The 20,668-nt window shown below is 65.5% G+C and carries 18 protein-coding genes; 1 reads left to right on the top strand and 17 read right to left on the bottom strand.

Annotated elements, in window-relative coordinates:
• Positions 1-37: 37 nt before the first annotated feature.
• The 17 genes from cysM to gyrA all read right to left on the bottom strand — a co-directional run bounded on the left by cysM (position 38) and on the right by gyrA (position 19,493).
• Positions 38-940, bottom strand: coding sequence for a cysteine synthase CysM (cysM, locus tag LE190_RS19560; protein ID WP_224946419.1), 903 nt, complete (start codon positions 938-940; stop codon positions 38-40).
• Between the two features lie 99 nt (positions 941-1,039).
• A complete protein-coding gene (locus tag LE190_RS19555) occupies positions 1,040-2,422 on the bottom strand; it encodes a M20/M25/M40 family metallo-hydrolase (RefSeq protein ID WP_225240273.1) in 1,383 nt (460 codons plus the stop codon).
• Positions 2,423-2,518: 96 nt separating this feature from the next.
• Positions 2,519-4,147 (bottom strand): methyl-accepting chemotaxis protein, encoded by a 1,629-nt coding sequence (locus LE190_RS19550; protein ID WP_225240272.1) that lies wholly within the window; start codon positions 4,145-4,147, stop codon positions 2,519-2,521.
• A 207-nt stretch (positions 4,148-4,354) separates the two neighbouring features.
• Positions 4,355-4,717, bottom strand: coding sequence for a ComEA family DNA-binding protein (locus tag LE190_RS19545; RefSeq protein ID WP_225240271.1), 363 nt, complete (start codon positions 4,715-4,717; stop codon positions 4,355-4,357).
• A 100-nt stretch (positions 4,718-4,817) separates the two neighbouring features.
• Positions 4,818-5,795 (bottom strand): D-glycero-beta-D-manno-heptose-7-phosphate kinase, encoded by a 978-nt coding sequence (rfaE1, locus tag LE190_RS19540; RefSeq protein WP_225240270.1) that lies wholly within the window; start codon positions 5,793-5,795, stop codon positions 4,818-4,820.
• An 11-nt stretch (positions 5,796-5,806) separates the two neighbouring features.
• Positions 5,807-6,982 carry a lipopolysaccharide assembly protein LapB gene (gene lapB / locus LE190_RS19535; RefSeq protein WP_225240269.1) on the bottom strand — a complete coding sequence of 392 codons (1,176 nt, stop codon included), beginning with the start codon at positions 6,980-6,982 and terminating at the stop codon, positions 5,807-5,809.
• Between the two features lie 30 nt (positions 6,983-7,012).
• Complete coding sequence (locus tag LE190_RS19530) at positions 7,013-7,318, bottom strand: LapA family protein (RefSeq protein WP_225240268.1); 306 nt, start codon at positions 7,316-7,318, stop codon at positions 7,013-7,015.
• 138 nt (positions 7,319-7,456) lie between these two features.
• Positions 7,457-7,762, bottom strand: a complete 306-nt coding sequence (locus LE190_RS19525; protein WP_027864826.1) for an integration host factor subunit beta — start codon at positions 7,760-7,762, stop codon at positions 7,457-7,459.
• 41 nt (positions 7,763-7,803) lie between these two features.
• Entirely contained in the window at positions 7,804-9,510 is a 1,707-nt protein-coding gene (rpsA, locus tag LE190_RS19520) for a 30S ribosomal protein S1 (protein WP_225240267.1), read from the bottom strand.
• 305 nt (positions 9,511-9,815) lie between these two features.
• Positions 9,816-10,478, bottom strand: a complete 663-nt coding sequence (gene cmk, locus LE190_RS19515) for a (d)CMP kinase (protein WP_225240266.1) — start codon at positions 10,476-10,478, stop codon at positions 9,816-9,818.
• A 5-nt stretch (positions 10,479-10,483) separates the two neighbouring features.
• Positions 10,484-11,827: a 3-phosphoshikimate 1-carboxyvinyltransferase gene (aroA, locus tag LE190_RS19510; RefSeq protein WP_225240265.1), complete on the bottom strand. Its 1,344-nt coding sequence runs from the start codon at positions 11,825-11,827 to the stop codon at positions 10,484-10,486.
• Positions 11,824-12,729, bottom strand: coding sequence for a prephenate dehydrogenase (locus LE190_RS19505; RefSeq protein WP_225240264.1), 906 nt, complete (start codon positions 12,727-12,729; stop codon positions 11,824-11,826). The genes aroA and LE190_RS19505 overlap by 4 nt, the downstream gene beginning before the upstream one ends.
• A complete protein-coding gene (gene hisC, locus LE190_RS19500; RefSeq protein ID WP_225240263.1) occupies positions 12,730-13,833 on the bottom strand; it encodes a histidinol-phosphate transaminase in 1,104 nt (367 codons plus the stop codon).
• Positions 13,834-13,859: 26 nt separating this feature from the next.
• Positions 13,860-14,930: a prephenate dehydratase gene (gene pheA, locus LE190_RS19495; protein WP_225240262.1), complete on the bottom strand. Its 1,071-nt coding sequence runs from the start codon at positions 14,928-14,930 to the stop codon at positions 13,860-13,862.
• 165 nt (positions 14,931-15,095) lie between these two features.
• Positions 15,096-16,187: a 3-phosphoserine/phosphohydroxythreonine transaminase gene (gene serC, locus LE190_RS19490; RefSeq protein WP_225240261.1), complete on the bottom strand. Its 1,092-nt coding sequence runs from the start codon at positions 16,185-16,187 to the stop codon at positions 15,096-15,098.
• 19 nt (positions 16,188-16,206) lie between these two features.
• Positions 16,207-16,773, bottom strand: coding sequence for a DUF2059 domain-containing protein (locus LE190_RS19485; protein ID WP_225240260.1), 567 nt, complete (start codon positions 16,771-16,773; stop codon positions 16,207-16,209).
• A 104-nt stretch (positions 16,774-16,877) separates the two neighbouring features.
• A complete protein-coding gene (gyrA, locus tag LE190_RS19480) occupies positions 16,878-19,493 on the bottom strand; it encodes a DNA gyrase subunit A (protein ID WP_225240259.1) in 2,616 nt (871 codons plus the stop codon).
• Between the two features lie 343 nt (positions 19,494-19,836).
• On the opposite strand from gyrA, the gene ompA reads away from it, so the two are divergent.
• Positions 19,837-20,550: an outer membrane protein OmpA gene (gene ompA, locus LE190_RS19475; protein WP_225240258.1), complete on the top strand. Its 714-nt coding sequence runs from the start codon at positions 19,837-19,839 to the stop codon at positions 20,548-20,550.
• Positions 20,551-20,668 lie beyond the last annotated feature (118 nt).

Here is a 20,668-nt window from a genome sequence, read left to right as displayed (position 1 = left end):
TCCGTCAGGATGGCTTTTTTATGGGTCTTGCCAGGCTTCAGGCCGGAAACACGCCCGTCGACAGGTAGCGGTCGCCACGGTCGCAGACGACGAACACGATGGTGGCGTTCTCCACCGTCTGCGCGATGCGCAGCGCGACTTCGCAGGCGCCGGCCGCCGAAATGCCGCAGAAGATGCCTTCCTCCGCCGCCATGCGGCGCGCCATCTGCTCGGCCGCGGCCTGGCTGACCGGCTCGACCTGGTCCACGCGCGCCTTGTCGTAGATCCTGGGCAGGTAGGCTTCCGGCCACTTGCGGATGCCGGGGATCGAGGAGCCTTCTTCCGGCTGCGCGCCGATGATGCGGATCGCCTCGTTCTGTTCCTTCAGGTAGCGCGACACGCCCATGATGGTGCCGGTGGTGCCCATGGCGCTGACGAAATGGGTGACCCGGCCTTCGGTATCGCGCCAGATTTCCGGGCCCGTGCTCTCGTAGTGGGCGCGCGGATTGTCCTGGTTGCCGAACTGGTCGAGGATCAGGCCTTCGCCGTTCTTCTGCATTTGCTCGGCCAGGTCGCGCGCATATTCCATGCCGCCCGATTTCGGGGTCAGCACGATACGCGCGCCATAGGCGGCCATGCTCTGGCGGCGCTCGACCGAGAGGTTGTCCGGCATCAGGAGCACCATCTTGTAGCCGCGGATGGCGGCCGCCATCGCCAGCGCGATCCCCGTATTGCCGCTGGTGGCTTCGATCAGGGTGTCGCCCGGCTTGATCTGGCCGCGCGCCTCGGCGCCGCGCAGCATCGCCATGGCGGCGCGGTCCTTCACGGAGCCGGCCGGGTTGTTGCCTTCGAGCTTGCCGAGGATGATGTTGTTGCGCGCCGCGGCCTCGGCGCCGGGCAGGCGCACCAGCTGTACCAGCGGGGTGTTGCCGATCGTGTCTTCGATGGTCTTGTAAGCCATTCCTTGCTTTCTCGCGATTCCTAAACCGCTATTCTAATCCGGTCTGCAAGGCGGCGTATTTGCCGGGACCGGTCCGCGGGCCCCGGCATCGCGCAAGGCTCAGCGCTGTGGCAACGGATAGCTGGCAACGCTGACGTTGCCGTCCCGGTCCACTGCCTGCACGCCGAAGAACACATTGTCCTTCGACAGGTCGATCGTGGCCTCCTGCACGTTGCCAACCCACTTCGCGCCTTGCCAGTCGCTGGCGGTGGTGTCACGCCAGACCACGCGGTAGCCGGCCAGGTCCGGCTCGGCGTTCGCCTGCCATACGAGGGTCGAATCGTTGGTCAGCCGGTCGGTGCGCAGCTTGACGTTCTGCGGCGCGGCTGGCGCCAGCGCCAGCGAGGCCAGCGCCGCGGCGTTCACCCGGGCCACCCGGGCGATGTAGTCGTAGTCGTTGAACTCGGCCAGGTCGCCGTACACCTTGCCGTTCTCGGTACGCAGGTCCTGGTGCTGGTGCGCGAAGTCCTCGGCCGGCTCGGTGAAGCGCAGCGCGGCGTAGCCCTGCTCGAGGAAGGGCATGTGGTCGCCGCCGCGCAGGTAGCGGTCGGCGCGGTGGATCACCGACACCTTGAAGCCCTTCACGTAGCGCTCGCCCACCTCCTTGGTGTGGCGGGCCAGCTGGCGCGACAGCGAATCGCTGTCGCCGCCGGTGGCCACCAGCTGGCGCACGGTCTCGCTCATTTCCTTGGTCGCCGGAATGCTTTGCGAGAACAGGCGCACCTGCTTGTTGTCCACCTTGCCATTGTCGGCGCGCGAGCTGCCGATGATGTCGTTGGTGAACATGCCGGCCACGTTCAGGCTGTTCTTGCGCGCCTGCTCGGCCCAGTGGCGGGCACCCAGCAGGCCTTGCTCTTCGGCGGCCACGGCCATGAACACCAGCGTGGCGTCGAACTTGTACTTGGCCATGACGCAGGCCAGTTCCATCACGGCGGCGGTGCCCGAGGCGTCGTCGTTGGCGCCCGGGGCGTCGGCGGTGTAGTTCATCACGTCGCTGACGCGCGAATCGTAGTGGCCGCTTACCACATAGAGGCGGTCCTTCGAGGCAACCTGGCTGCCCGGCAGGGTGGCGACCACGTTGACGATCTCGGTCGGGCGCGAAATGCGGGCGGACACCGGCGCCACGTGGCTGTCGAAGGCCACCTGCAGCGGGGTGCCGGCGCCGCAGCGCTCCATCTCGGCCTTGATCCAGCGCCGCGCGGCGCCGATGCCGCGCGTGTCCGATTCCGTTTCGGACATCGTGTGGCGGGTGCCGAAGCTGACCAGCTTGGCGACATAGGCCTCGATGCGCTTGGGCGAGATCTCGGCGAGGATCCTGTCGATCTGGGGCTGGTGGCGCTTGAGGTCCGGCGCGGCCTGGCCGGCCGGTGCGGCGCCTGCTGCGCCGGCGGTCAGGGCGAACAGGGCCGCCAGCAGGGAGGAAGAAACGCGGGCGTGAGGCATGGATACCTTTCTAGTGATGGGAGCGAAACGTCATGCACATCTTCTCATGCGGATTGCGCCATGTCAGTCAATACACGCATGCGCCGCACGAGCATGTCAGCCGGCGGCGATCGCCAGCGGGGCGGCACGCCCGGCGCCGGTCACCGGGTCATGCGCGGCATCGAGCCGGAACACGCTGACCACCTGCGCCAGCCGCTCGGCCTCGTCTTCGAGCGCCGCCGCGGCTGCCGTTGCCTGCTGCACCATGGCCGCGTTCTGGCGCGTCGCCTCGTCCATCTGGCCGATCGCGGCATGCACCTGGCCGATGCCGGCGCTCTGCTCGGCGCTGGCGCGCGTGATCTCGGCCATGATGTCGGTAACGCGGCGTACCGAGGCGACGATGTCGTTCATGGTGCTGCCGGCTTCGTCCACCAGGCGTGCACCCGCATCGACCCGCTCGACCGAGCTGCCGATCAGGCCCTTGATCTCTTTGGCCGCCGCGGCCGAGCGCTGGGCCAGGCTGCGCACCTCGGTTGCCACCACGGCGAAGCCGCGTCCCTGTTCTCCGGCACGCGCTGCTTCCACGGCGGCGTTCAGGGCCAGGATATTGGTCTGGAAGGCGATGCCGTCGATGACGCCGATGATGTCGACGATCTGCTTCGAGGAGTCGTTGATCGAGGCCATGGTCTGCACCACCTGCGACACGACGGCGCCGCCGCGCAGCGCCACTTCGGAAGCCGATTCCGCCAGCGCATTGGCCTGGCTGGCATTGTCGGCGTTCTGGCGCACGGTGGCGCTGAGCTGGGCCACCGACGCGGTGGTCGCTTCCAGCGTATCGGCCTGGCGCACGGTACGCTGCGACAGGTCGCGGTTGCCGTCCGCGATCTCGGTCGAGACGCTGGCCATGTTCAGGGTGCCGTGGCGCACCTGGCCGACGATGGCGACCAGGCTGTCGCGCATGCCCTGCATGGCGTACAGCAGGCTGCGCTTGTCGCCCGCCGCGGTCTCGATCTTCACGCCAAGGTCGCCCGCAGCGATGGCCTTGACGATCGAGGCGGCATACTCGGGCTGGCCGCCGAGCTGGCGCAGCAGGCCGCGGGTGATGATCCAGGCCCCGAGCGCGCCGGCCGCGATCGCGCCCAGGCACAGCAAGGTCATCCAGCCGAAGAAGCCCGAGGCCACGGTGCGCGCACCGGCCGCTTCGTCGTTGCTCATTTTTTCCTGCATGTCGATGAAGACGTTAATGCTGGCGAGCCAGTCGACGAAGGCCGGCGCCGCTTCGCGGGCCAGCAGGCTCCTCGCCTCCTCTGCCTGGCCGGCCGCCTGCAGCGCGATCACGCGCTCGATCAGGGGCTTGGTGCGGCGCTCCTGCGCCTTGATCGCGGCCAGCGCTTCCTTCTCGGCAGCGGAACTGTCGGCCAGCTCGTTGAACAGCCGGTCCATCGGTCCGGCCGAGCGCGCATAGTTCTCGTCCAGGCTGGCGATCAGCCGCACCGGTACGGCGGCGGCAGCCGGATCGGTGGAGAGCACCACGTCGCGCAGGGCGATGGCACGGTCGTGCACGCTGCCGCGGAAATTGATCGCATAGCGCTGCTTGACGTTGTTGACGTCGTTGATGTGCTTCAGGATACGCTCGATGTCGCCGACGCGACTGATGGCAAGGGCCGTGAGGGCGATCATCAGGAAAAACACAGCGCCATAGCCGATTGCCAGGCGTGCACCGATGGTGAGGGACTTCTTGTTCATGAGAGAGGCTCGATCCGCGTAGAAGGCTGCAAGGAAAGCAAGGGGTGTTTCCAAGGGGAAAGGAATATAGCATGCGCCTTTTTCGTTCCATCAGATTCGTCAATTGAATCGCGTACAGATGCGGGTCAATTCCGGACAGTCCGTGCTGGCACCTTATTCGCCTGGAAACGGGCAAAAAAAAACCCGCGTTGCCGCGGGTTCCTGCTGCTACATCGCCTTCTGCTCGGCCGGCTTGTCCTTGCCGGGCGCCCTGGCGGAAGTCTTTTCCGCCTTCGCGCCGGCCGGCCCAGCCGCCGCGCCCTCCATCGGCTTGCCGTTGACCACCAGGCCAGCCTCGGACAGCTTGAGCGCCTTCTTGTCGCCCACACCCTTGACGCGCTGCCGGAAGTCGGCCCAGTCCTTGAACTCGCCCTTGGCGCGTTCGTCGAGGATGGACTTCGACATGCTCGGGCCCACGCCCTTGACGCTGTCCAGCGCGGCCGCATCGGCCTTGTTGACGTCGACCTGGGCGAAGGCGATCCCGCTCGAGGCGAGCAGCGCGGCAACAGCGAATACCAGTTTCTTCATCATGTTCTCGATCTCCGTAGGTTATGGGATGGGCAGCGGCGCCACCCATCCACGCCCTAACGGGGCTGTCCGGCCCGGGTTGACGGTCCCGGCCTGATCGCGCTCAAGCCGGGAACAGCTCGTCGCGGGTGACGGTGGCCGTACCGAGCTTGCCGACCACGATGCCGCCGGCGCGGTTGGCCGTGGCCAGCGCCTCGGCCAGCGACGCGCCCGCGCCCAGCATCGCGGCCAGGGTGGCGATCACGGTGTCGCCGGCGCCGGAGACGTCGAACACTTCGCGCGCATCGGCATGCACGTGCAGCACTTCGTCGGCGCTGTACAGGCTCATGCCCTCTTCCGACCGGGTCAGGAGCAGGGCGTCCAGGCCCAGTTCGGCGCGCAGGCGCTGCGCCTTTTCGGTCAATTGTTCCTCGGTCTTCCAGGCGCCGACCACGCGCTGCAGTTCCGAGCGGTTCGGGGTCAGGATGCTGGCGCCGCGGTAGGGAGAGAAGTCGTCGCCCTTGGGATCGACCAGCACGGTCTTGCCAGCCGCGCGCGCCTCCTTCACCATCTCGGCCACGTTGGCCAGGGCGCCCTTGTTGTAGTCGGACAGGATCACCACGTCGTAGCTGGGCAGCAGGGTCCGGAACTGGTCGAGCTTCTCGACCAGCACGGTCTCGGTGGGCGCATCCTCGAAGTCGATGCGCACCATCTGCTGCTGGCGTCCGATGACGCGCAGCTTGATGATGGTCGAAATCGCCTCGTCGCGCTTGAGGTAGCTGTGGATGCCGCTTTCCTTCAGCAGCTTCTCGACTTCGTCGCCCGCCTCGTCCTGGCCACTCACGCCCAGCAGGCCGGTATGGGCGCCCAGCGCGGCGGCATTGCGCGCCACGTTGGCGGCGCCGCCCAGGCGCTCCTCGCGGCGCTCGATGCGCACCACCGGCACCGGCGCTTCCGGCGAGATGCGCGAGACCTCGCCGAACCAGTAACGGTCGAGCATGACGTCGCCCACCACGAGCAGGCGCACGCTGGAAAGTTCGGGGGCCGCCTGGCGGCGGAAGCTGTCTGCCGCCAGCAGGCGGCTCGGGATCGGGTGGGTCATGGATTGCTGCGTCAGTTCATCACATTGAGTTCTTCGGTGCGGCGCGGCGGGTAGGTCTCCCAGCGGCTGCAGCCCGGGCACTGCCAGTAGAACTGGCGCGCCTTGAAGCCGCAGTGGCTGCACTGGTAACGGGCCAGCTTCTGGGTATAGCGCTGGACCAGGTTCTTCACCATCGACAGCTCTTCCCAGACTTCGGTGCGGGCTTCCATCAGGTGCGCTTCAAGCAATTTATCCAGACCAAGCAGCGTCGGGTTGCGGCGCAGTTCCTCGACCACCAGCTGCTTCGCCGCTTCCACGCCGTCGAGTTCGATCACGGCCTTGAACACCACTTCGATCAGGTCGATCGACGACGCTTCGGACAGGTAGGAGCGCAGCAGGTTCACCCCTTCCTGCGGCCTGCCCACCTTGCGGTAGCCGTCCATCAGGCGCCCCGCCACCAGGGCCACGTGCGGCACGCTCTGGTGCTCGACGCGGCGCCAGGTCGCCAGCGCGGCCTCGGTATCGCCCTGGGCCAGCTGGGCGTCGCCGATCAGGATGGTGGCGCGCACGCTGGAGCGGTCGGCCAGCAGGGCCTTGTCCAGCAGGACAATGGCGTCGCTCGGCTGCAGGTGCACCAGGGCGTCCTGGGCCAGCTCGCAATAGAACTGGGCAATTTCCTTCTGGCGCGCGCCGGCGCCCGATTCCTGCAGGCCACTAGCGACATCGATCGCGCGGCGCCACTCCTTTTCGCGCTGGTAGATTTCCAGCAGCGCGCGCCGCGCCTGCACCTCGAACGGGGTGCCGACCAGCAGGTTGAAGGTTTCCTCGGCGCGGTCGAGCAGGCCGGCCTTCAGGTAGTCCATGCCCAGTTCATACTGGGCATGGGCCTTCTGCTCGCCCGGCAGGTCGGGGCGCGCCAGCAGGTTCTGGTGGACGCGGATGGCGCGTTCGATCTCGCCGCGGCGGCGGAACAGGTTGCCGAGCGCGAAGTGCATGTCGGCCGATTCCGGATCGAGCTTGACGATCTCGATGAAGGAATCGATGGCCTTGTCCGGCTGGTCGTTCAGCAGGTGGTTCAGGCCCTTGAAGTAGCCGCGCGGCAGGCTGCGCGATTCGGAGACGACGGCGTTGATGTCGACGCGGGCGGCGATCCAGCCCAGGCCGAAGATGACGGGGATGCCAAGCAGCATCCAGAGTTCGAATTCCATGTGTTCTTGTTCTGTGTTGGCGCGGACGCGCTAGCGCGCCGGATTCACGGCATCCGGCTGCGGCTGCACGGTGCCGGTGCCGGCGGCGCTCTGCAGGGCCTGGATGGTGTTCTTGTGCTGCGAGCTCTGGCGGCGCTGGCGGAACACGGTCGGCGTCAGGGCCAGGATGCCGAGCGCCGCGCCGGCCACGAAAAAGGCCAGCAGCATCAGCACGAGCGGGCCGCGCAGCTCGTAGTTGAGGAAGAAATGCAGGTCGACTTCCTGGGTGTTCTTCAGGGCGAAGCCGAAGAACAGGACGAACAGGATGATGCCAACAATGGTGGAAACGAATTTCATCAGCAGTGCCCGCTGTTAGGATAGGCAAATGGGTGCGCAAAGGCGCAGTGTCGCATATCCGCCATGATATTTCAAAAGCCAGCAATAAAAAACGGCGCCCCGAAGGACGCCGTTCTAGCCTGGAGACTGGCAGACGATTCAGTCTTCGATGATCGGTTGCCCGACCATCGCGTCCACGCGCTCGCGCAACTGCTTGCCCGGCTTGAAGTGCGGCACCCGTTTTTCGGGCACCATCACCTTGTCGCCGGACTTCGGGTTGCGGCCGATGCGTGGAGGCCGGCTGTTCAGCGCAAAGCTGCCGAAACCGCGGATCTCGATGCGCTGCCCGGTCGCCAGGGCGTTGGTCATCGCATCGAGAATGGTCTTGACGGCAAACTCGGCATCTTTCGCCACCAGCTGGGAATAGCGTTCAGCCAGGCGGTTGATCAGCTCGGACTTGGTCATCTGCAAGCTCCAGTAAGAAGTAAGCGCTGCTTAGTTCTTGCTCAGTTTTTGTTATCGAACTTGGCCTTCAGCAGTGCGCCCAGGCTGGTGGTGCCCGAGGCAGCGCTGTTGTCCTGAGCCAGCTTGCTCATTGCTTCCTGGGTGTCAGCGCTGTCTTTCGCCTTGATCGACAGCTGGATGCTGCGAGCCTTGCGATCGATGTTGATGACCAGGGCTTCGACCTTGTCGCCCACTTTCAGGTGGGTGCCGGCGTCTTCCACGCGGTCACGCGAGATTTCCGAAGCGCGCAGGTAGCCTTCGACTTCTTCGTTCAGCGCGATCACGGCGCCTTTCGGCTCAACCGATTTCACGGTGCCGGTGACCAGGGTGCCCTTGTCGTTCAGCGAAGCGAAGTTGTTGAACGGGTCGCCTTCCAGCTGCTTGACGCCCAGCGAGACACGCTCGCGCTCGACGTCGATGGCCAGCACGACGGCTTCCAGCTCGTCGCCCTTCTTGAAGCGGCGCACGGCTTCTTCGCCGGCTTCGGTCCAGGACAGGTCCGACAGGTGCACCAGGCCGTCGATGTTGCCCGGCAGGCCGATGAACACGCCGAAGTCGGTGATCGACTTGATCGAACCCTTGACCTTGTCGCCCTTCTTGTGGGTCATGCCGAAGTCGTCCCAAGGATTGGCCTTGCACTGCTTCATGCCCAGCGAGATACGGCGACGCTCTTCGTCGATTTCCAGGACCATGACTTCGACTTCGTCGCCCAGCTGGACAACCTTGTTCGGAGCCACGTTCTTGTTGGTCCAGTCCATTTCCGAGACGTGCACCAGGCCTTCGATGCCCTGCTCGACTTCCACGAACGCGCCGTAGTCGGTCAGGTTGGTGACCTTGCCGAACAGACGGGTGCCCTGCGGGTAGCGACGCGACAGACCGGTCCACGGATCGTCGCCCAGCTGCTTGACGCCCAGCGAGACGCGGTTCTTTTCCTGGTCGTACTTGAGGACCTTGGCGGTGATTTCCTGGCCAACCGACAGCACTTCCGACGGGTGACGCACGCGACGCCATGCCAGGTCGGTGATGTGCAGCAGGCCGTCGATGCCGCCCAGGTCGACGAACGCACCGTAGTCGGTGATGTTCTTGACGACGCCGGTGACCACGGTGCCTTCTTTCAGGGTTTCCATCAGCTTGGCGCGCTCTTCGCCCATCGATGCTTCGATGACGGCGCGACGCGACAGGACGACGTTGTTACGCTTGCGGTCCAGCTTGATGACCTTGAATTCCAGGGTCTTGCCTTCGAACGGGGTGGTGTCCTTGACCGGACGGGTGTCGACCAGCGAACCCGGCAGGAATGCGCGGATGCCGTTGGTCAGGACGGTCAGGCCGCCCTTGACTTTACCGTTGACGGTGCCGGTGACGATCTCGCCCGATTCCATTGCTTTTTCCAGAGCCAGCCACGATGCCAGGCGCTTGGCCTTGTCGCGCGACAGGATGGTATCGCCGAAACCGTTCTCCAGCGATTCGATGGCCACGGAAACGAAGTCGCCCACTTGGACTTCCAGTTCGCCCTGGTCATTCTTGAATTCTTCGACCGGAATGAAGGCTTCCGACTTCAGGCCGGCGTTGACGATCACGAAGTTGTGATCCAGGCGCACGACTTCAGCCGAGATGACTTCGCCCGAACGCATGTCCTGACGCGACAGCGATTCTTCGAACAGGGCGGCGAAGCTTTCCATGCCGGTATCTTGATTGGTTGCAGTAGACATAAAGGTTATTACTCGAGTTAGCCCAGCAGGCCGGCGATGGTGCGGACTGAACTGGGGTTAGGTTGACACACACCCGCGGCGGCGGAATTGCCGTCGCAGGCACCAGCATGGGCAAGGACCAGGCCCCTGCCCCCGCGCAAGGGCGAACGATGCAACGGCCATCGTCGTTCCGGAAGTCGCAGCGCAGTCATCTGGCGATGACTCAAGCCGGCGATGATGCACAGCATCCGGATCCACCTGCACGGAAAGTCTTCATTGCCCAAGGCAAGAAGACAATTCACAACATTCGTTCAACGCCTGACAAGTCAGGCTTGCGCATACCAGGCCAGGACCTGTTCGACCGCGTCAAGCGCCGTCATGTTCGAGGTATCGAGCAAATGCGCATCCGCTGCCGGAACCAGGGGAGCGATGGCGCGCTTGGTGTCGCGCTCGTCACGTTCCTTCAAATCCGCCAGCAGACCTTCCATATTAGCAGAAAATCCTTTGTCAATCAATTGCTTATAGCGGCGATGCGCCCGCGCCTCGACGCTTGCGGTGAGAAACACTTTTAGCTTTGCGCCGGGAAAGATCACGGTCCCCATGTCGCGCCCGTCGGCCACCAGGCCGGGGGTCTCGCGAAAGCCCAGCTGCAGGCCGTACAGGGCCTGGCGTACGGTCGGCAGCGCGGCGATCTTCGATGCCATGTTGCCCACCTCTTCGGCGCGGATGGCCTCGGTGACGTTCTCGTTGTTCAGGAAGATGTCGCCGCCGACGAAGCGCGCCGGCAGGTGCTCGGCCAGCTTGGCGATGGCATGCTCGTCGCGCAGCTCGACGCCGCGGCGCAGTACCTGCAGCGCGCTCAAGCGGTACAGCGCGCCCGAATCGAGCAGGTGGAAGCCCAGGCGCTCGGCCACGCGGGCGGCAACCGTGCCCTTGCCGGAGGCGGTGGGGCCGTCGATGGCGATGACGGGAATAGGATTGTTCGGCATGGTGGTCAAAACAGTTCGTTGCGGGCGATGCCGACGAAGGCCTCGAAGTAGTCGGGGAAGGTCTTGGCGACGCATTTCGGATCCAGGATCCGCATCGCATTGCCGCGCCGCGCCTGGCCGTCGAGCGAGGCGAGCGAAAAGCACATCGCCATGCGGTGGTCGTCGTAGGTCGCGATGGTAGCCGGTTTCAGCTGTTCCGGCGGCGTGATGCGCAGGTAGTCGGCGCCCTCCTCCACCTCGGCGCCCAGCTTGCGCAGCTCCGCGGCCATGGCGGCCAGGCGGTCGGTCTCCTTCACCCGCCAGCTGGCGATGTTGCGCAGCGTGCTCGGGCCGTCCGCATACAGGGCCGCCACCGCGATCGTCATCGCCGCGTCGGGAATGTGGTTGAAGTCGGCGTCGATCGCCTTCAGCACCCCGTTCGAACGCGCCTCGATCCAGTTCTCGCCGCGCGTGACAATGGCACCCATGCGTTCCAGCGCGTCGGCGAAGCGCACGTCGCCCTGGATGCTGTGCAGGCCCACCCCTTCCACCCGCACCGGCCCGCCGGCGATCGCGCCGGCCGCCAGGAAGTAGGAGGCCGAGGAGGCGTCTCCCTCCACATGGATGCTGCCCGGCGAGGCATAGCGCTGGCCCGGGTGCACGGTGAACGAGGCCCAGCCGTTCTGCTCGACCTCGACGCCGAAGCGGCGCATCAAATTCAGGGTGATCTCGATGTAGGGCTTGGAGATCAGTTCGCCGACCACGTCGATCGACACCGGGTGGCTGCCCGTCATCAGCGGCGCCGCCATCAGCAGCGCGGTCAGGAACTGGCTCGAGACGTTGCCGCGCACGGCAATGCGCTCGGCGTGGATGTGGCCGCGGCGGATGCGCAGCGGTGGATAGCCCGGCTCGCCCATGTATTCGATCTGGGCGCCGGCGGCGTTCAGCGCATCGACCAGGTCGCCGATCGGGCGCTCGTGCATGCGCGATACGCCATGCAGCGTGTAGTCGCCGCCGATCACGGCCAGCGCCGCCGTGAGCGGGCGGATCGCGGTGCCCGCATTGCCCATGAAGAGGTCGGCTTCGCGCTTGGGCAGCAGGCCGCCGCCACCATGCACCACAATAGTGCGCTCATCGATCTCGTCCCAGCGGATGCCGAGCGCGCGCAGCGCGCCCAGCATCACCATGGTGTCGTCCGAGGCCAGCAGGTCGTGGATGGTGGTGCTGCCCTCGGCCAGCGCCGCCAGCAGCAGGGTGCGGTTCGAGATGCTTTTCGATCCCGGCAGGCGCACCGTGCCTTCGGCGTGCAGCACCGGTTCGAGGTCGATGTGCTGGGGGTAGTGTTTAGGGTGAGGTAACTGAGGCGTCATTCTGTATCCCGGTGTGGCGGCAAGGGTGGCGAGCCGGCCTCGATCGCGTCGAGCCAGGCCTGCCGCGCGCGCTGGGCGCTGGCGAACACGGTCTCGAGGGCGCGGCCGTCGGCGGCGGCGAGCATCGCCCGCAATGAATTCAATTGTGCCAGATAGGCATCGAGCTCGGCGAGTAGCGCATCGCGGTTGGCCAGGCTGATGTCGCGCCACATCTCTGGCGAGGAGCCGGCGATGCGCGTGAAATCGCGAAAGCCGCTGGCGGCGTACTGGAACAGCATGCCGGCATGGGGCCTGGCCGCGATGTCGTCCACCAGCGCATAGGCCAGCAGGTGCGGCAGGTGGCTGACGGCGGCAAACACGCGGTCGTGGTCTCCGGCGCTCAGGGTGTGGACCAGCGCGCCGCAGGCGCGCCAGGCGCCAGCCACGCGCTCGACGGCCGCCGGATCGTTTTCCGGCAGCGGCGTGAGCACCGCCTTCTTGCCCCCGTACAGGCCGGCCCAGGCGGCATCCGGCCCGTTCGCTTCGCTGCCGGCGATCGGGTGGCCCGGCACGAACTGGCCGATGCGCTCGCCCAGTGCGGCGCGCGCCGCGGCCACCACGTCGCACTTGGTGCTGCCGGCATCGGTCACGACCGTGTGCGGCTCGAGGTGCGGCAGCAGCGAAGCAAGCAGCGCCCCGGTCTGCCCGACCGGCGCCGCCAGCAGCACCAGGTCGGCGCCACGCAGCGCCTGCTCCGGCGTGGCACAGGCTTCATCGGCGATGCCGCGTTCCAGCGCGCGTGCCAGCGCCTGCGGCGAACGCTCGAGCGCCGCCACCCGGCCCACCTGGCCGGCCGCCTTCAGGGCCAGCGCGAAGGAGCCGCCGATCAGGCCGGTGCCGACGATGACGAGGCGGCCGATCATTCAGGCCAGAACTTTCTTCAGCGCGGCGATGAAGGCGGCGTTCTCCTGCGGCAGGCCGATCGAGATGCGCAGCCACTGCGGCAGGCCGTAGTTGCCGACCGGGCGCACGATCACGCCCTGCTTCAGCAGCGCCAGGTTGACGCGTGCACCGGCGCCTTCGTCCTGGCCCACCTTGACCAGCACGAAGTTGCCGAAGGACGGCACGTACTCCAGGCCGAGCTCGTCGAAGGCAGCGGTCAGCTGGCGGTAGCCTTCGGCGTTGTTCTGCGCGCCCTTGGCCAGGAATGCCTTGTCGTTCAGCGCGGCGATCGCGGCGGCCTGGGCCAGCGAGTTGACGTTGAAAGGCTGCCGGATGCGGTTCATCAGGTCGGTCACTGCCGGCTGGGCAATGGCGAAACCGACACGCAGGCCGGCCAGGCCGTAGGCCTTGGAGAAGGTGCGCGAGACGACCAGGTTCGGGTACTTGCGCACCCACTGGCTCGACTCGAACTGGTATTCGGGCGCCAGGTATTCGTTGTAGGCCTCGTCCAGCACCACCACCACGTTGGCCGGCACCTTCTGCAGGAAGGCCTCGATCTCGGCCGCCGGGATGAAGGTGCCGGTCGGGTTGTTCGGGTTGGCGATGAACACCAGGCGGGTGTCGGCATCGATGGCGGCCGCCATCGCGTCCAGGTCGTGGCCGTAGTCCCTGGCCGGGACCACGATGGCGCGTGCGCCCACGCCCTGGGTGGCGAGCGCATACACGGCGAACGAGTACTGCGAATACACCACCGCCTCGCCCTGCTGCACGAAGGCGTGGGCGGCGATTTCCAGGATGTCGTTGCTGCCGTTGCCGAGGGTGATCCAGTCGGCCGGCACGTCGTAGCGGCTGGACAGCGCGGCCTTCAGCTCGAAGCCGTTGGCGTCCGGGTAACGGCCGAGATCGGCGGCAGCGGCGGCCATCGCGGCGCGGCTCGATTCCGGCACGCCGAAGGGATTCTCGTTGGAAGCCAGCTTGACGATCCTGGCTTCGTCGAGGCCGAACTCGCGGGCGACTTCAGCGATGGGTTTGCCGGCCTGGTAGGGGGCGATGGCGCGGACGTAATCTGGACCGAATTTCGACATGGTTGTACTCAGTGAATGATGAAAGATTAAAGACTTTGCGGATAGGAACCCAGCACCTTGAAGAAGGCGGCGTTGTCCTTCAGTTCGTCGAGGGCGCGGGCGACCGCGGCATCGCGCAGGTGGCCCTCGATGTCGACATAGAAGTAGTATTCCCAGGTCCCGACGCGTGCCGGACGCGACTCGAAGCGGGTCATCGACACGCCGTGCCTGGCCAGCGGCGCCAGCAGCTTGTAGACGGCGCCCGCCTTGTTCGGCACCGCCAGCACGATCGAGGTGTGGTCGCGGCCGGACGGGCCGGCCTCCAGGCTGCCGATCACGGCGAAGCGGGTGCGGTTGTGCGGATCGTCCTGGATGTGGGCCTGCACCACGCCCAGTTGGTATTGCTCGCCCGCCATCTCGCTGGCGATCGCCGCCACCGTGGCATCCTGGCTGGCCAGGACCGCCGCTTCCGCGTTCGAGGCCACGGCGCGCCGCTCGATGCCCGGGTGGTGCAGGTTGAGCCAGACCTGGCACTGGGCCAGGGCCTGGGAATGGGCGCAGACCACGGTGACGCCATCCATGCTGCCGGTCTTCGTCATCAGGCTGTGGTGGACCGGGATCGAGATCTCGCCGCTGATCACGGTGGTAGTAGCTAGCATCAGGTCGAGCGTGCGGTTGATCGCGCCTTCCGAGGAATTCTCGACCGGCACCACGCCGAAGTCGGCGGTGCCGGCCTCGGTGGCGCGGAATACCTCGTCGATCGAAATGCAGGGCAGCGTCTCGATGGCGCTGCCGAACTGCTGGTACACGGCCTGCTCGCTGAAGGTGCCGGAAGGGCCGAGGTAGGCCACCGTGACGCGCTTTTCGAGGGCGCGGCAGGAAGACATGATCTCGCGGAAGATGGTCTGCACGTCGCGGCTGTTCAAGGGGCCGGGATTGCGCTCGGCCACGCCGCGCAGCACCTGGGCTTCGCGCTCGGGGCGGAACACGGGGGCGTTGGTCTCGGCCTTGACGTGGCCGACTTCCTGGGCGATCCGGCCGCGCCGGGCCAGGAGGTCCAGGATTTGCGCGTCGATCGTGTCGATCTGCTCGCGCAGGGGGAGGAGTTTGTCTGTCATCGTTGGGTCGTTATCCATTTTCGCGGGCTGCTCGTGCGTGATTTGGACGCGTGGGCAGGAAACCTGCCCACCCTACGTTACCGTGGTTTTCGTAGGGTGGGCGGGTCCCCCGCCCACGCGTTCAACCAGCCGGTGCATAACCGCGCCAACCGGTTCAACACATGATCAACGTCCTGCGAATTCATTCAAATAATCGACGAGGGCCTGCACACCCTCGAGCGGCATCGCGTTGTAGATCGATGCCCGCATGCCGCCGACGGACTTGTGGCCCTTCAGTTGCAGCAGCCCGCGCGCCTTCGCGCCGGCCAGGAATTTGTCGTTCAGGGATTCGTCGCGCAGGAAGAACGGTACGTTCATGCGCGAGCGGTAGGCGGGCGCGACGCGGTTCTGGTAGAAGTCGTCGGCGTCCAGCGCGGCGTACAGCAGGCGCGCTTTTTCAATATTGATCTTTTCCATCGCCGCCACCCCGCCCAGCTTCTTGAGGTGGGCGAACACCAGCCCGGCGATATAGATCGCGTAGGTCGGCGGCGTGTTGAACATGGACTCGTTCGCGGCCACCGTCTTGAAGTGGAAGGCCGAGGGGCAGATCGCCAGCGCGTCTTCCAGCAGGTCGTCGCGCACGATCACCAGGGTCAGGCCGGCCGGGCCGATGTTCTTCTGCGCGCCGGCGAAGATCAGGCCGTACTTCGACACGTCGATGCTGCGCGACAGGATGTGCGAGGACATGTCGGCCACGATCGGCACCTTCGGCAGCGACTCGGGCACGAAGTCGTACTCGACCCCGTCGATGGTCTCGTTGGTGCAGATGTGCAGGTAGGCCGCGTGGCCGGTGAGGTTCCAGGTTTCCCGGGGCGGCACGCGGGTGAAGCCGTCCGCCTCGCTGCTGGCCGCGACGTTGACGTTGGCGTAGCGCCGCGCTTCCTGGATCGACTTGCCCGACCACGAACCGGTATGGATGAAATCGATCGTCGCCGGCTGCGGGCAGCAGCCCACCAGGTTCATCGGGATGATCGCGTTCTGCGCTAGGCCACCGCCCTGCATGAACAGGATCTTGTAGTTCGGCGGCACCGCCAGCAGTTCGCGCAGGTCGCTTTCGGCCTGGCGGTAGATCGAGATGAATTCCGGACCGCGGTGGCTCATCTCCATCACCGACATGCCGCTGCCCTGCCAGTCCAGCATCTCGCTGGCCGCCTGCTGCAGCACTTCCTTCGGGAGCACGGCCGGGCCGGCCGAGAAGTTGAATACCTGGTTCGTCATGCGGTCCTTTCTGGCTTGCTTACGGTTTCTGCGCGTCCTGCACCATGTCCTGCATCAGCCTGGCGATGCGCGGCATCATGATGCGCTGGCCGATCGCCATGCCCTCGGTGCTCAGCTGCGGGGTCAGGGCCATCATCTTGCGTCCCACCGGGCTGCTGTAGAAGACGGTAAGCTGGCGGATTTCCTCGGCCGTGTAATGGCGGGTGTAGAGCGGCACCATCGCCGCGATCATCTCGTCGACCAGGGCCTGGTCGCCCAGGATCCGGCCGATCGACTCGGCCATGGCGGGCAGCATCCGTTCGATCCTGTCCAGGGCCTGCCGCTTCTGCGCCGCATCCAGGCGCGTATCGGCCTGGACCATGGCGACCGCCTGCCGCTGCAGCATGGCCGGCATGGTCTTCTGCAGCTCGGCGTACATGGCCACCATGTTCCTGCGCATTTCCATCGCCTCGAACATGGCCTTGACGGCCGTGTCGGCCTCCGCGCTCCTGGCCGGCGCGGTCGGGGCGGCCGGCGCGGCCCCCGCGAACGACGGCAGGCCCGCAAGCGCGGCGGTGGCAACCAGGGTGAGGAGAATGGTCTTCATGCTTGATGCTTGCTTGATGCCTGCTTGGTGCTCGTTCGATGCGGGCCGGCGAGCCGGGCCGCCCTGGAAAAACGGGCCGCATCACGCGGCCCGCCCTGTACTGCTTACTGCGGTCCCTGCTCGATCTCGACCTCTTCGAGGTCGGTCTCGACGATGCGCTGCAGGCCGGACAGCTTGGTGCCGTCTTCCACCGCGATCAGGGTCACGCCCTGGGTCGCACGGCCCATCTCGCGGATCTCGGACACCCGGGTGCGGATCAGGACGCCGCCGGTGGTGATCAGCATGATCTCATCGAGGGCGTCGACCAGGGTCGCGGCCACCACCTTGCCGTTGCGCTCGGTGGTCTGGATCGCGATCATGCCCTTGGTGCCGCGGCCGTGGCGGGTGTATTCAAGGATCGGGGTACGCTTGCCGAAGCCGTTCTCGGTGGCCGTGAGCACCGACTGCTGCTCGTTCTCGGCCACCAGCAGGGCGATGACTTGCTGCCCTTCTTCCAGGTTCATGCCGCGCACGCCGCGCGCGGTACGGCCCATCGGACGCACGTCGTTCTCGTCGAAGCGGACCGCCTTGCCGCCGTCCGAGAACAGCATCACGTCGTGCTGGCCATCGGTCAGCGCGGCGCCCACCAGCACGTCGCCCTCGTCGAGGTCGACGGCGATGATGCCGGCCTTGCGCGGGTTGCTGAAGTCGCGCAGCGGGGTCTTCTTGACGGTGCCGAGCGAGGTCGCCATGAACACGTAGTGGTCTTCCGGGAAGGTGCGGTTTTCGCCCGACAGCGGCAGGATCACCGTGATCTTCTCGCCGTCCTGCAGCGGGAACATGTTGACGATCGGCTTGCCGCGCGAGTTGCGCGAGCCCTGCGGCACCTCCCACACCTTCAGCCAGTACATCCGGCCCCGGTTCGAGAAGCACAGCATGTAGTCGTGGGTGTTGGCGATGAACAGCTGGTCGATCCAGTCCTCGTCCTTGGTCGCCATCGCCTGCTTGCCGCGGCCGCCACGCTTCTGGGCGCGGTATTCGGCGATCGGCTGCGACTTCATGTAGCCGGTGTGCGACAGCGTGACCACCATGTCCTGCGGGGTGATCAGGTCTTCGGTTTCCAGGTCGCTGGCGTTGTGCTCGATGGCCGAGCGGCGTGCGTCCTTGCCGTTCTCGGTATATTCCGACTTGATGTGCGCCATCTCGTCGCTGATGATGGTCGTGACGCGTTCCGGCTTGGACAGGATGTCGAGCAGGTCGGCGATGTGATCCATCACTTCCTTGTACTCGTTGATGATCTTGTCCTGCTCCAGGCCGGTGAGGCGCTGCAAGCGCATCTGCAGGATTTCCTGGGCCTGCTCGTCGGACAGCTTGTACAAGCCGTCCTGCTGCATGCCGTAGTGCTTCGGCAGGTGCTCCGGACGGAAGGCCTCGATGCCGCCGGAAGCGCCCATCTCGGTGCGGTTCAGCATTTCGCGCACCAGGGACGAATCCCAGGCGCGCCCCATCAGCTCGACCTTGGCGATCGGCGGCGTCGGCGCGGCCTTGATGATCGCGATGAAGTCGTCGATGTTCGCCAGCGCGACGGCCAGGCCTTCCAGCATGTGGCCGCGCTCGCGTGCCTTGCGCAGTTCGAACACGGTGCGGCGGGTGACCACTTCGCGGCGGTGCGACAGGAAGCATTCCAGCATCTGCTTCAGGTTCAGCAGCTTCGGCTGGCCGTTGACCAGCGCCACCATGTTCATGCCGAAGGTGTCCTGCAGCTGGGTCTGCTTGTACAGGTTGTTCAGCACCACTTCCGGCACTTCACCGCGCTTCAGTTCGATCACCACGCGCATGCCCGATTTGTCGGACTCGTCGCGGATGTCGCTGATGCCTTCCAGCTTCTTGTCGCGCACGTTCTCGGCGATGCGCTCGAGCAGCGATTTTTTATTTACCTGATACGGCAGCTCGTCGATGATGATCGCGACGCGGCCGCCGTCCTTGCCGTATTCCTCGAAGTGGGTCTTGGCGCGCATCACTACCCGGCCACGGCCGGTGCGGTAGCCGTCGCGCACGCCCGAGACGCCATAGATGATGCCGGCGGTCGGGAAGTCCGGCGCCGGGATCAGCTCGATCAGCTCGTCGATCGTGCAGTCCGGGTTCTTCAGCAGGTGCTGGGCGCCGTTGATCACTTCCGACAGGTTGTGCGGCGGAATGTTGGTGGCCATGCCCACCGCGATGCCCGAGGAACCATTGATCAGGAGGTTCGGGATCCGGGTCGGCAGGACCGTCGGTTCCTTTTCCTTGCCATCGTAGTTCGGCTGGAAGTCGACCGTGTCCTTGTCGATATCGGCCAGCAGTTCGCTCGAGATGCGGTCCAGGCGGCACTCGGTATAACGCATTGCCGCGGCGGAGTCGCCGTCGATCGAGCCGAAGTTGCCCTGCCCATCCACCAGGGTATAGCGCAGCGAGAAGTCCTGCGCCATGCGCACCAAGGTGTCGTAGATCGATGCGTCGCCGTGCGGGTGGTACTTGCCCATGGTGTCGCCGACCACGCGCGCGCACTTCACGTACGGACGGCTATGCGTCGTATTACTTTCGTGCATCGAGTACAGCACGCGGCGGTGCACCGGCTTGAGGCCGTCGCGCACGTCCGGCAGAGCACGGCCCACGATCACGCTCATCGCGTAATCGAGGTAGCTCTTGCGCATTTCTTCTTCTAGGGAAATGGGAACTGTTTCTTTTGCGAATTGATCCATTGGGCGGGTCGACTGCTTTCAGGCTAATGGTTATAAGTTGCAACGGATGATTCTACCATGGGGCACTTCGGGGCAGCACAAATCCATTTCCCCTTCAAATGCTGAAGGTGCGGCCGCGTTCGCCCGGCAAATGTTGCAATTAAACAACATACCCATGATTCAGCCTTGTGTTTGATTTGGCTGCAGTCGTGTGATTCTGGTGCATGTGGCAAAATGGACAGGAAATTAATTGTGCGATTCACAATGCGAGGCTGGTCTTCGTACGTCATGTTAATATCTTGACCACAAAGCCTGCTGAGCATGCGCTGAATTGGCGAAGCATCTACCCGAAAGGAAAAAGAACATGAATAAACTGGCTACCCTCCTGCTCGCCGCTTCGGCTGCGATCGCGGGCAATGCTGTTGCCCAGAGCGATGCGCCGTATGCGCCGCTGACTACCGACATCCAGGCGCGTACCCCGTACAGCGCCTATGTGCAGGACAGCCGCGGCGTGATCGCCCGCAATCCTTTCGGCCTGTGCTGGCGTACCGGCTACTGGACCCCTGCCGACGCGGTCCCGGGCTGCGACGCGCCGCTGTGCGTGCCGCCTGAAAAACTCGAGAACGGCAAGTGCGTCGCTCCGCCGCCGCCGCCGCCGCCGCCGGCCCCGCCAGCCCAACCGACCCCTGCCCCGACCCCGGCCCCGGTGCCGACCTCGGAAAAAGTGTCGTACTCGGCCGACGCCTTCTTCGACTTCGACAAGGCCGTGCTCAAGCCTGCCGGCAAGGCCGCGCTCGACGAACTGGTGGCGAAGCTGGGCGACATGAACCTGGAAGTCATCATCGCCGTCGGCCACACCGACTGGATCGGTACCGATGCCTATAACCAGAAGCTGTCGATCCGCCGCGCCGAATCCGTCAAGGCCTACCTGAAGGGCAAGGGCGTGGAAGAAAACCGTATCTACACCGAAGGCAAGGGCGAGAAGCAGCCGCAGGCCGACAACAAGACCGCCGCTGGCCGCGCCAAGAACCGCCGCGTGGAAATCGAAGTCGTCGGTACCCGCACCGTCAACAAGTAATCCGCGCGATTGCTCACCAAACCCCGCTCCGGCGGGGTTTTTTTTCGTTGCTGGCACAGGAGCGGCCCGGCTGTACACGGATGGGAACAGGCCTTGACATATTTTCCGTGCGGCATTC

This window comes from Massilia hydrophila (assembly GCF_020208145.1).
GTDB lineage: Bacteria > Pseudomonadota > Gammaproteobacteria > Burkholderiales > Burkholderiaceae_D > Telluria > Telluria hydrophila.
The sequence above is the reverse complement of the archived record's forward strand: the minus strand, read 5'-3'. Positions and strand labels throughout refer to the sequence as shown.

Bases quoted from the DNA above. Each gene is read 5' to 3' on its own strand.
- aroA (WP_225240265.1), bottom strand. From the start codon at position 11,827: ATGACGCCTCAGTTACCTCACCCTAAACACTACCCCCAGCACATCGAC.
- LE190_RS19525 (WP_027864826.1), bottom strand. From the start codon at position 7,762: ATGACCAAGTCCGAGCTGATCAACCGCCTGGCTGAACGCTATTCCCAG.
- serC (WP_225240261.1), bottom strand. From the start codon at position 16,187: ATGACGAACCAGGTATTCAACTTCTCGGCCGGCCCGGCCGTGCTCCCG.
- LE190_RS19530 (WP_225240268.1), bottom strand. From the start codon at position 7,318: ATGAAATTCGTTTCCACCATTGTTGGCATCATCCTGTTCGTCCTGTTC.
- lapB (WP_225240269.1), bottom strand. From the start codon at position 6,982: ATGGAATTCGAACTCTGGATGCTGCTTGGCATCCCCGTCATCTTCGGC.
- gyrA (WP_225240259.1), bottom strand. From the start codon at position 19,493: ATGGATCAATTCGCAAAAGAAACAGTTCCCATTTCCCTAGAAGAAGAA.
- LE190_RS19550 (WP_225240272.1), bottom strand. From the start codon at position 4,147: ATGAACAAGAAGTCCCTCACCATCGGTGCACGCCTGGCAATCGGCTAT.
- ompA (WP_225240258.1), top strand. From the start codon at position 19,837: ATGAATAAACTGGCTACCCTCCTGCTCGCCGCTTCGGCTGCGATCGCG.
- LE190_RS19555 (WP_225240273.1), bottom strand. From the start codon at position 2,422: ATGCCTCACGCCCGCGTTTCTTCCTCCCTGCTGGCGGCCCTGTTCGCC.
- hisC (WP_225240263.1), bottom strand. From the start codon at position 13,833: ATGTCGAAATTCGGTCCAGATTACGTCCGCGCCATCGCCCCCTACCAG.
- LE190_RS19505 (WP_225240264.1), bottom strand. From the start codon at position 12,729: ATGATCGGCCGCCTCGTCATCGTCGGCACCGGCCTGATCGGCGGCTCC.
- LE190_RS19545 (WP_225240271.1), bottom strand. From the start codon at position 4,717: ATGATGAAGAAACTGGTATTCGCTGTTGCCGCGCTGCTCGCCTCGAGC.
- pheA (WP_225240262.1), bottom strand. From the start codon at position 14,930: ATGACAGACAAACTCCTCCCCCTGCGCGAGCAGATCGACACGATCGAC.
- cmk (WP_225240266.1), bottom strand. From the start codon at position 10,478: ATGCCGAACAATCCTATTCCCGTCATCGCCATCGACGGCCCCACCGCC.
- rfaE1 (WP_225240270.1), bottom strand. From the start codon at position 5,795: ATGACCCACCCGATCCCGAGCCGCCTGCTGGCGGCAGACAGCTTCCGC.
- LE190_RS19485 (WP_225240260.1), bottom strand. From the start codon at position 16,773: ATGAAGACCATTCTCCTCACCCTGGTTGCCACCGCCGCGCTTGCGGGC.
- rpsA (WP_225240267.1), bottom strand. From the start codon at position 9,510: ATGTCTACTGCAACCAATCAAGATACCGGCATGGAAAGCTTCGCCGCC.
- cysM (WP_224946419.1), bottom strand. From the start codon at position 940: ATGGCTTACAAGACCATCGAAGACACGATCGGCAACACCCCGCTGGTA.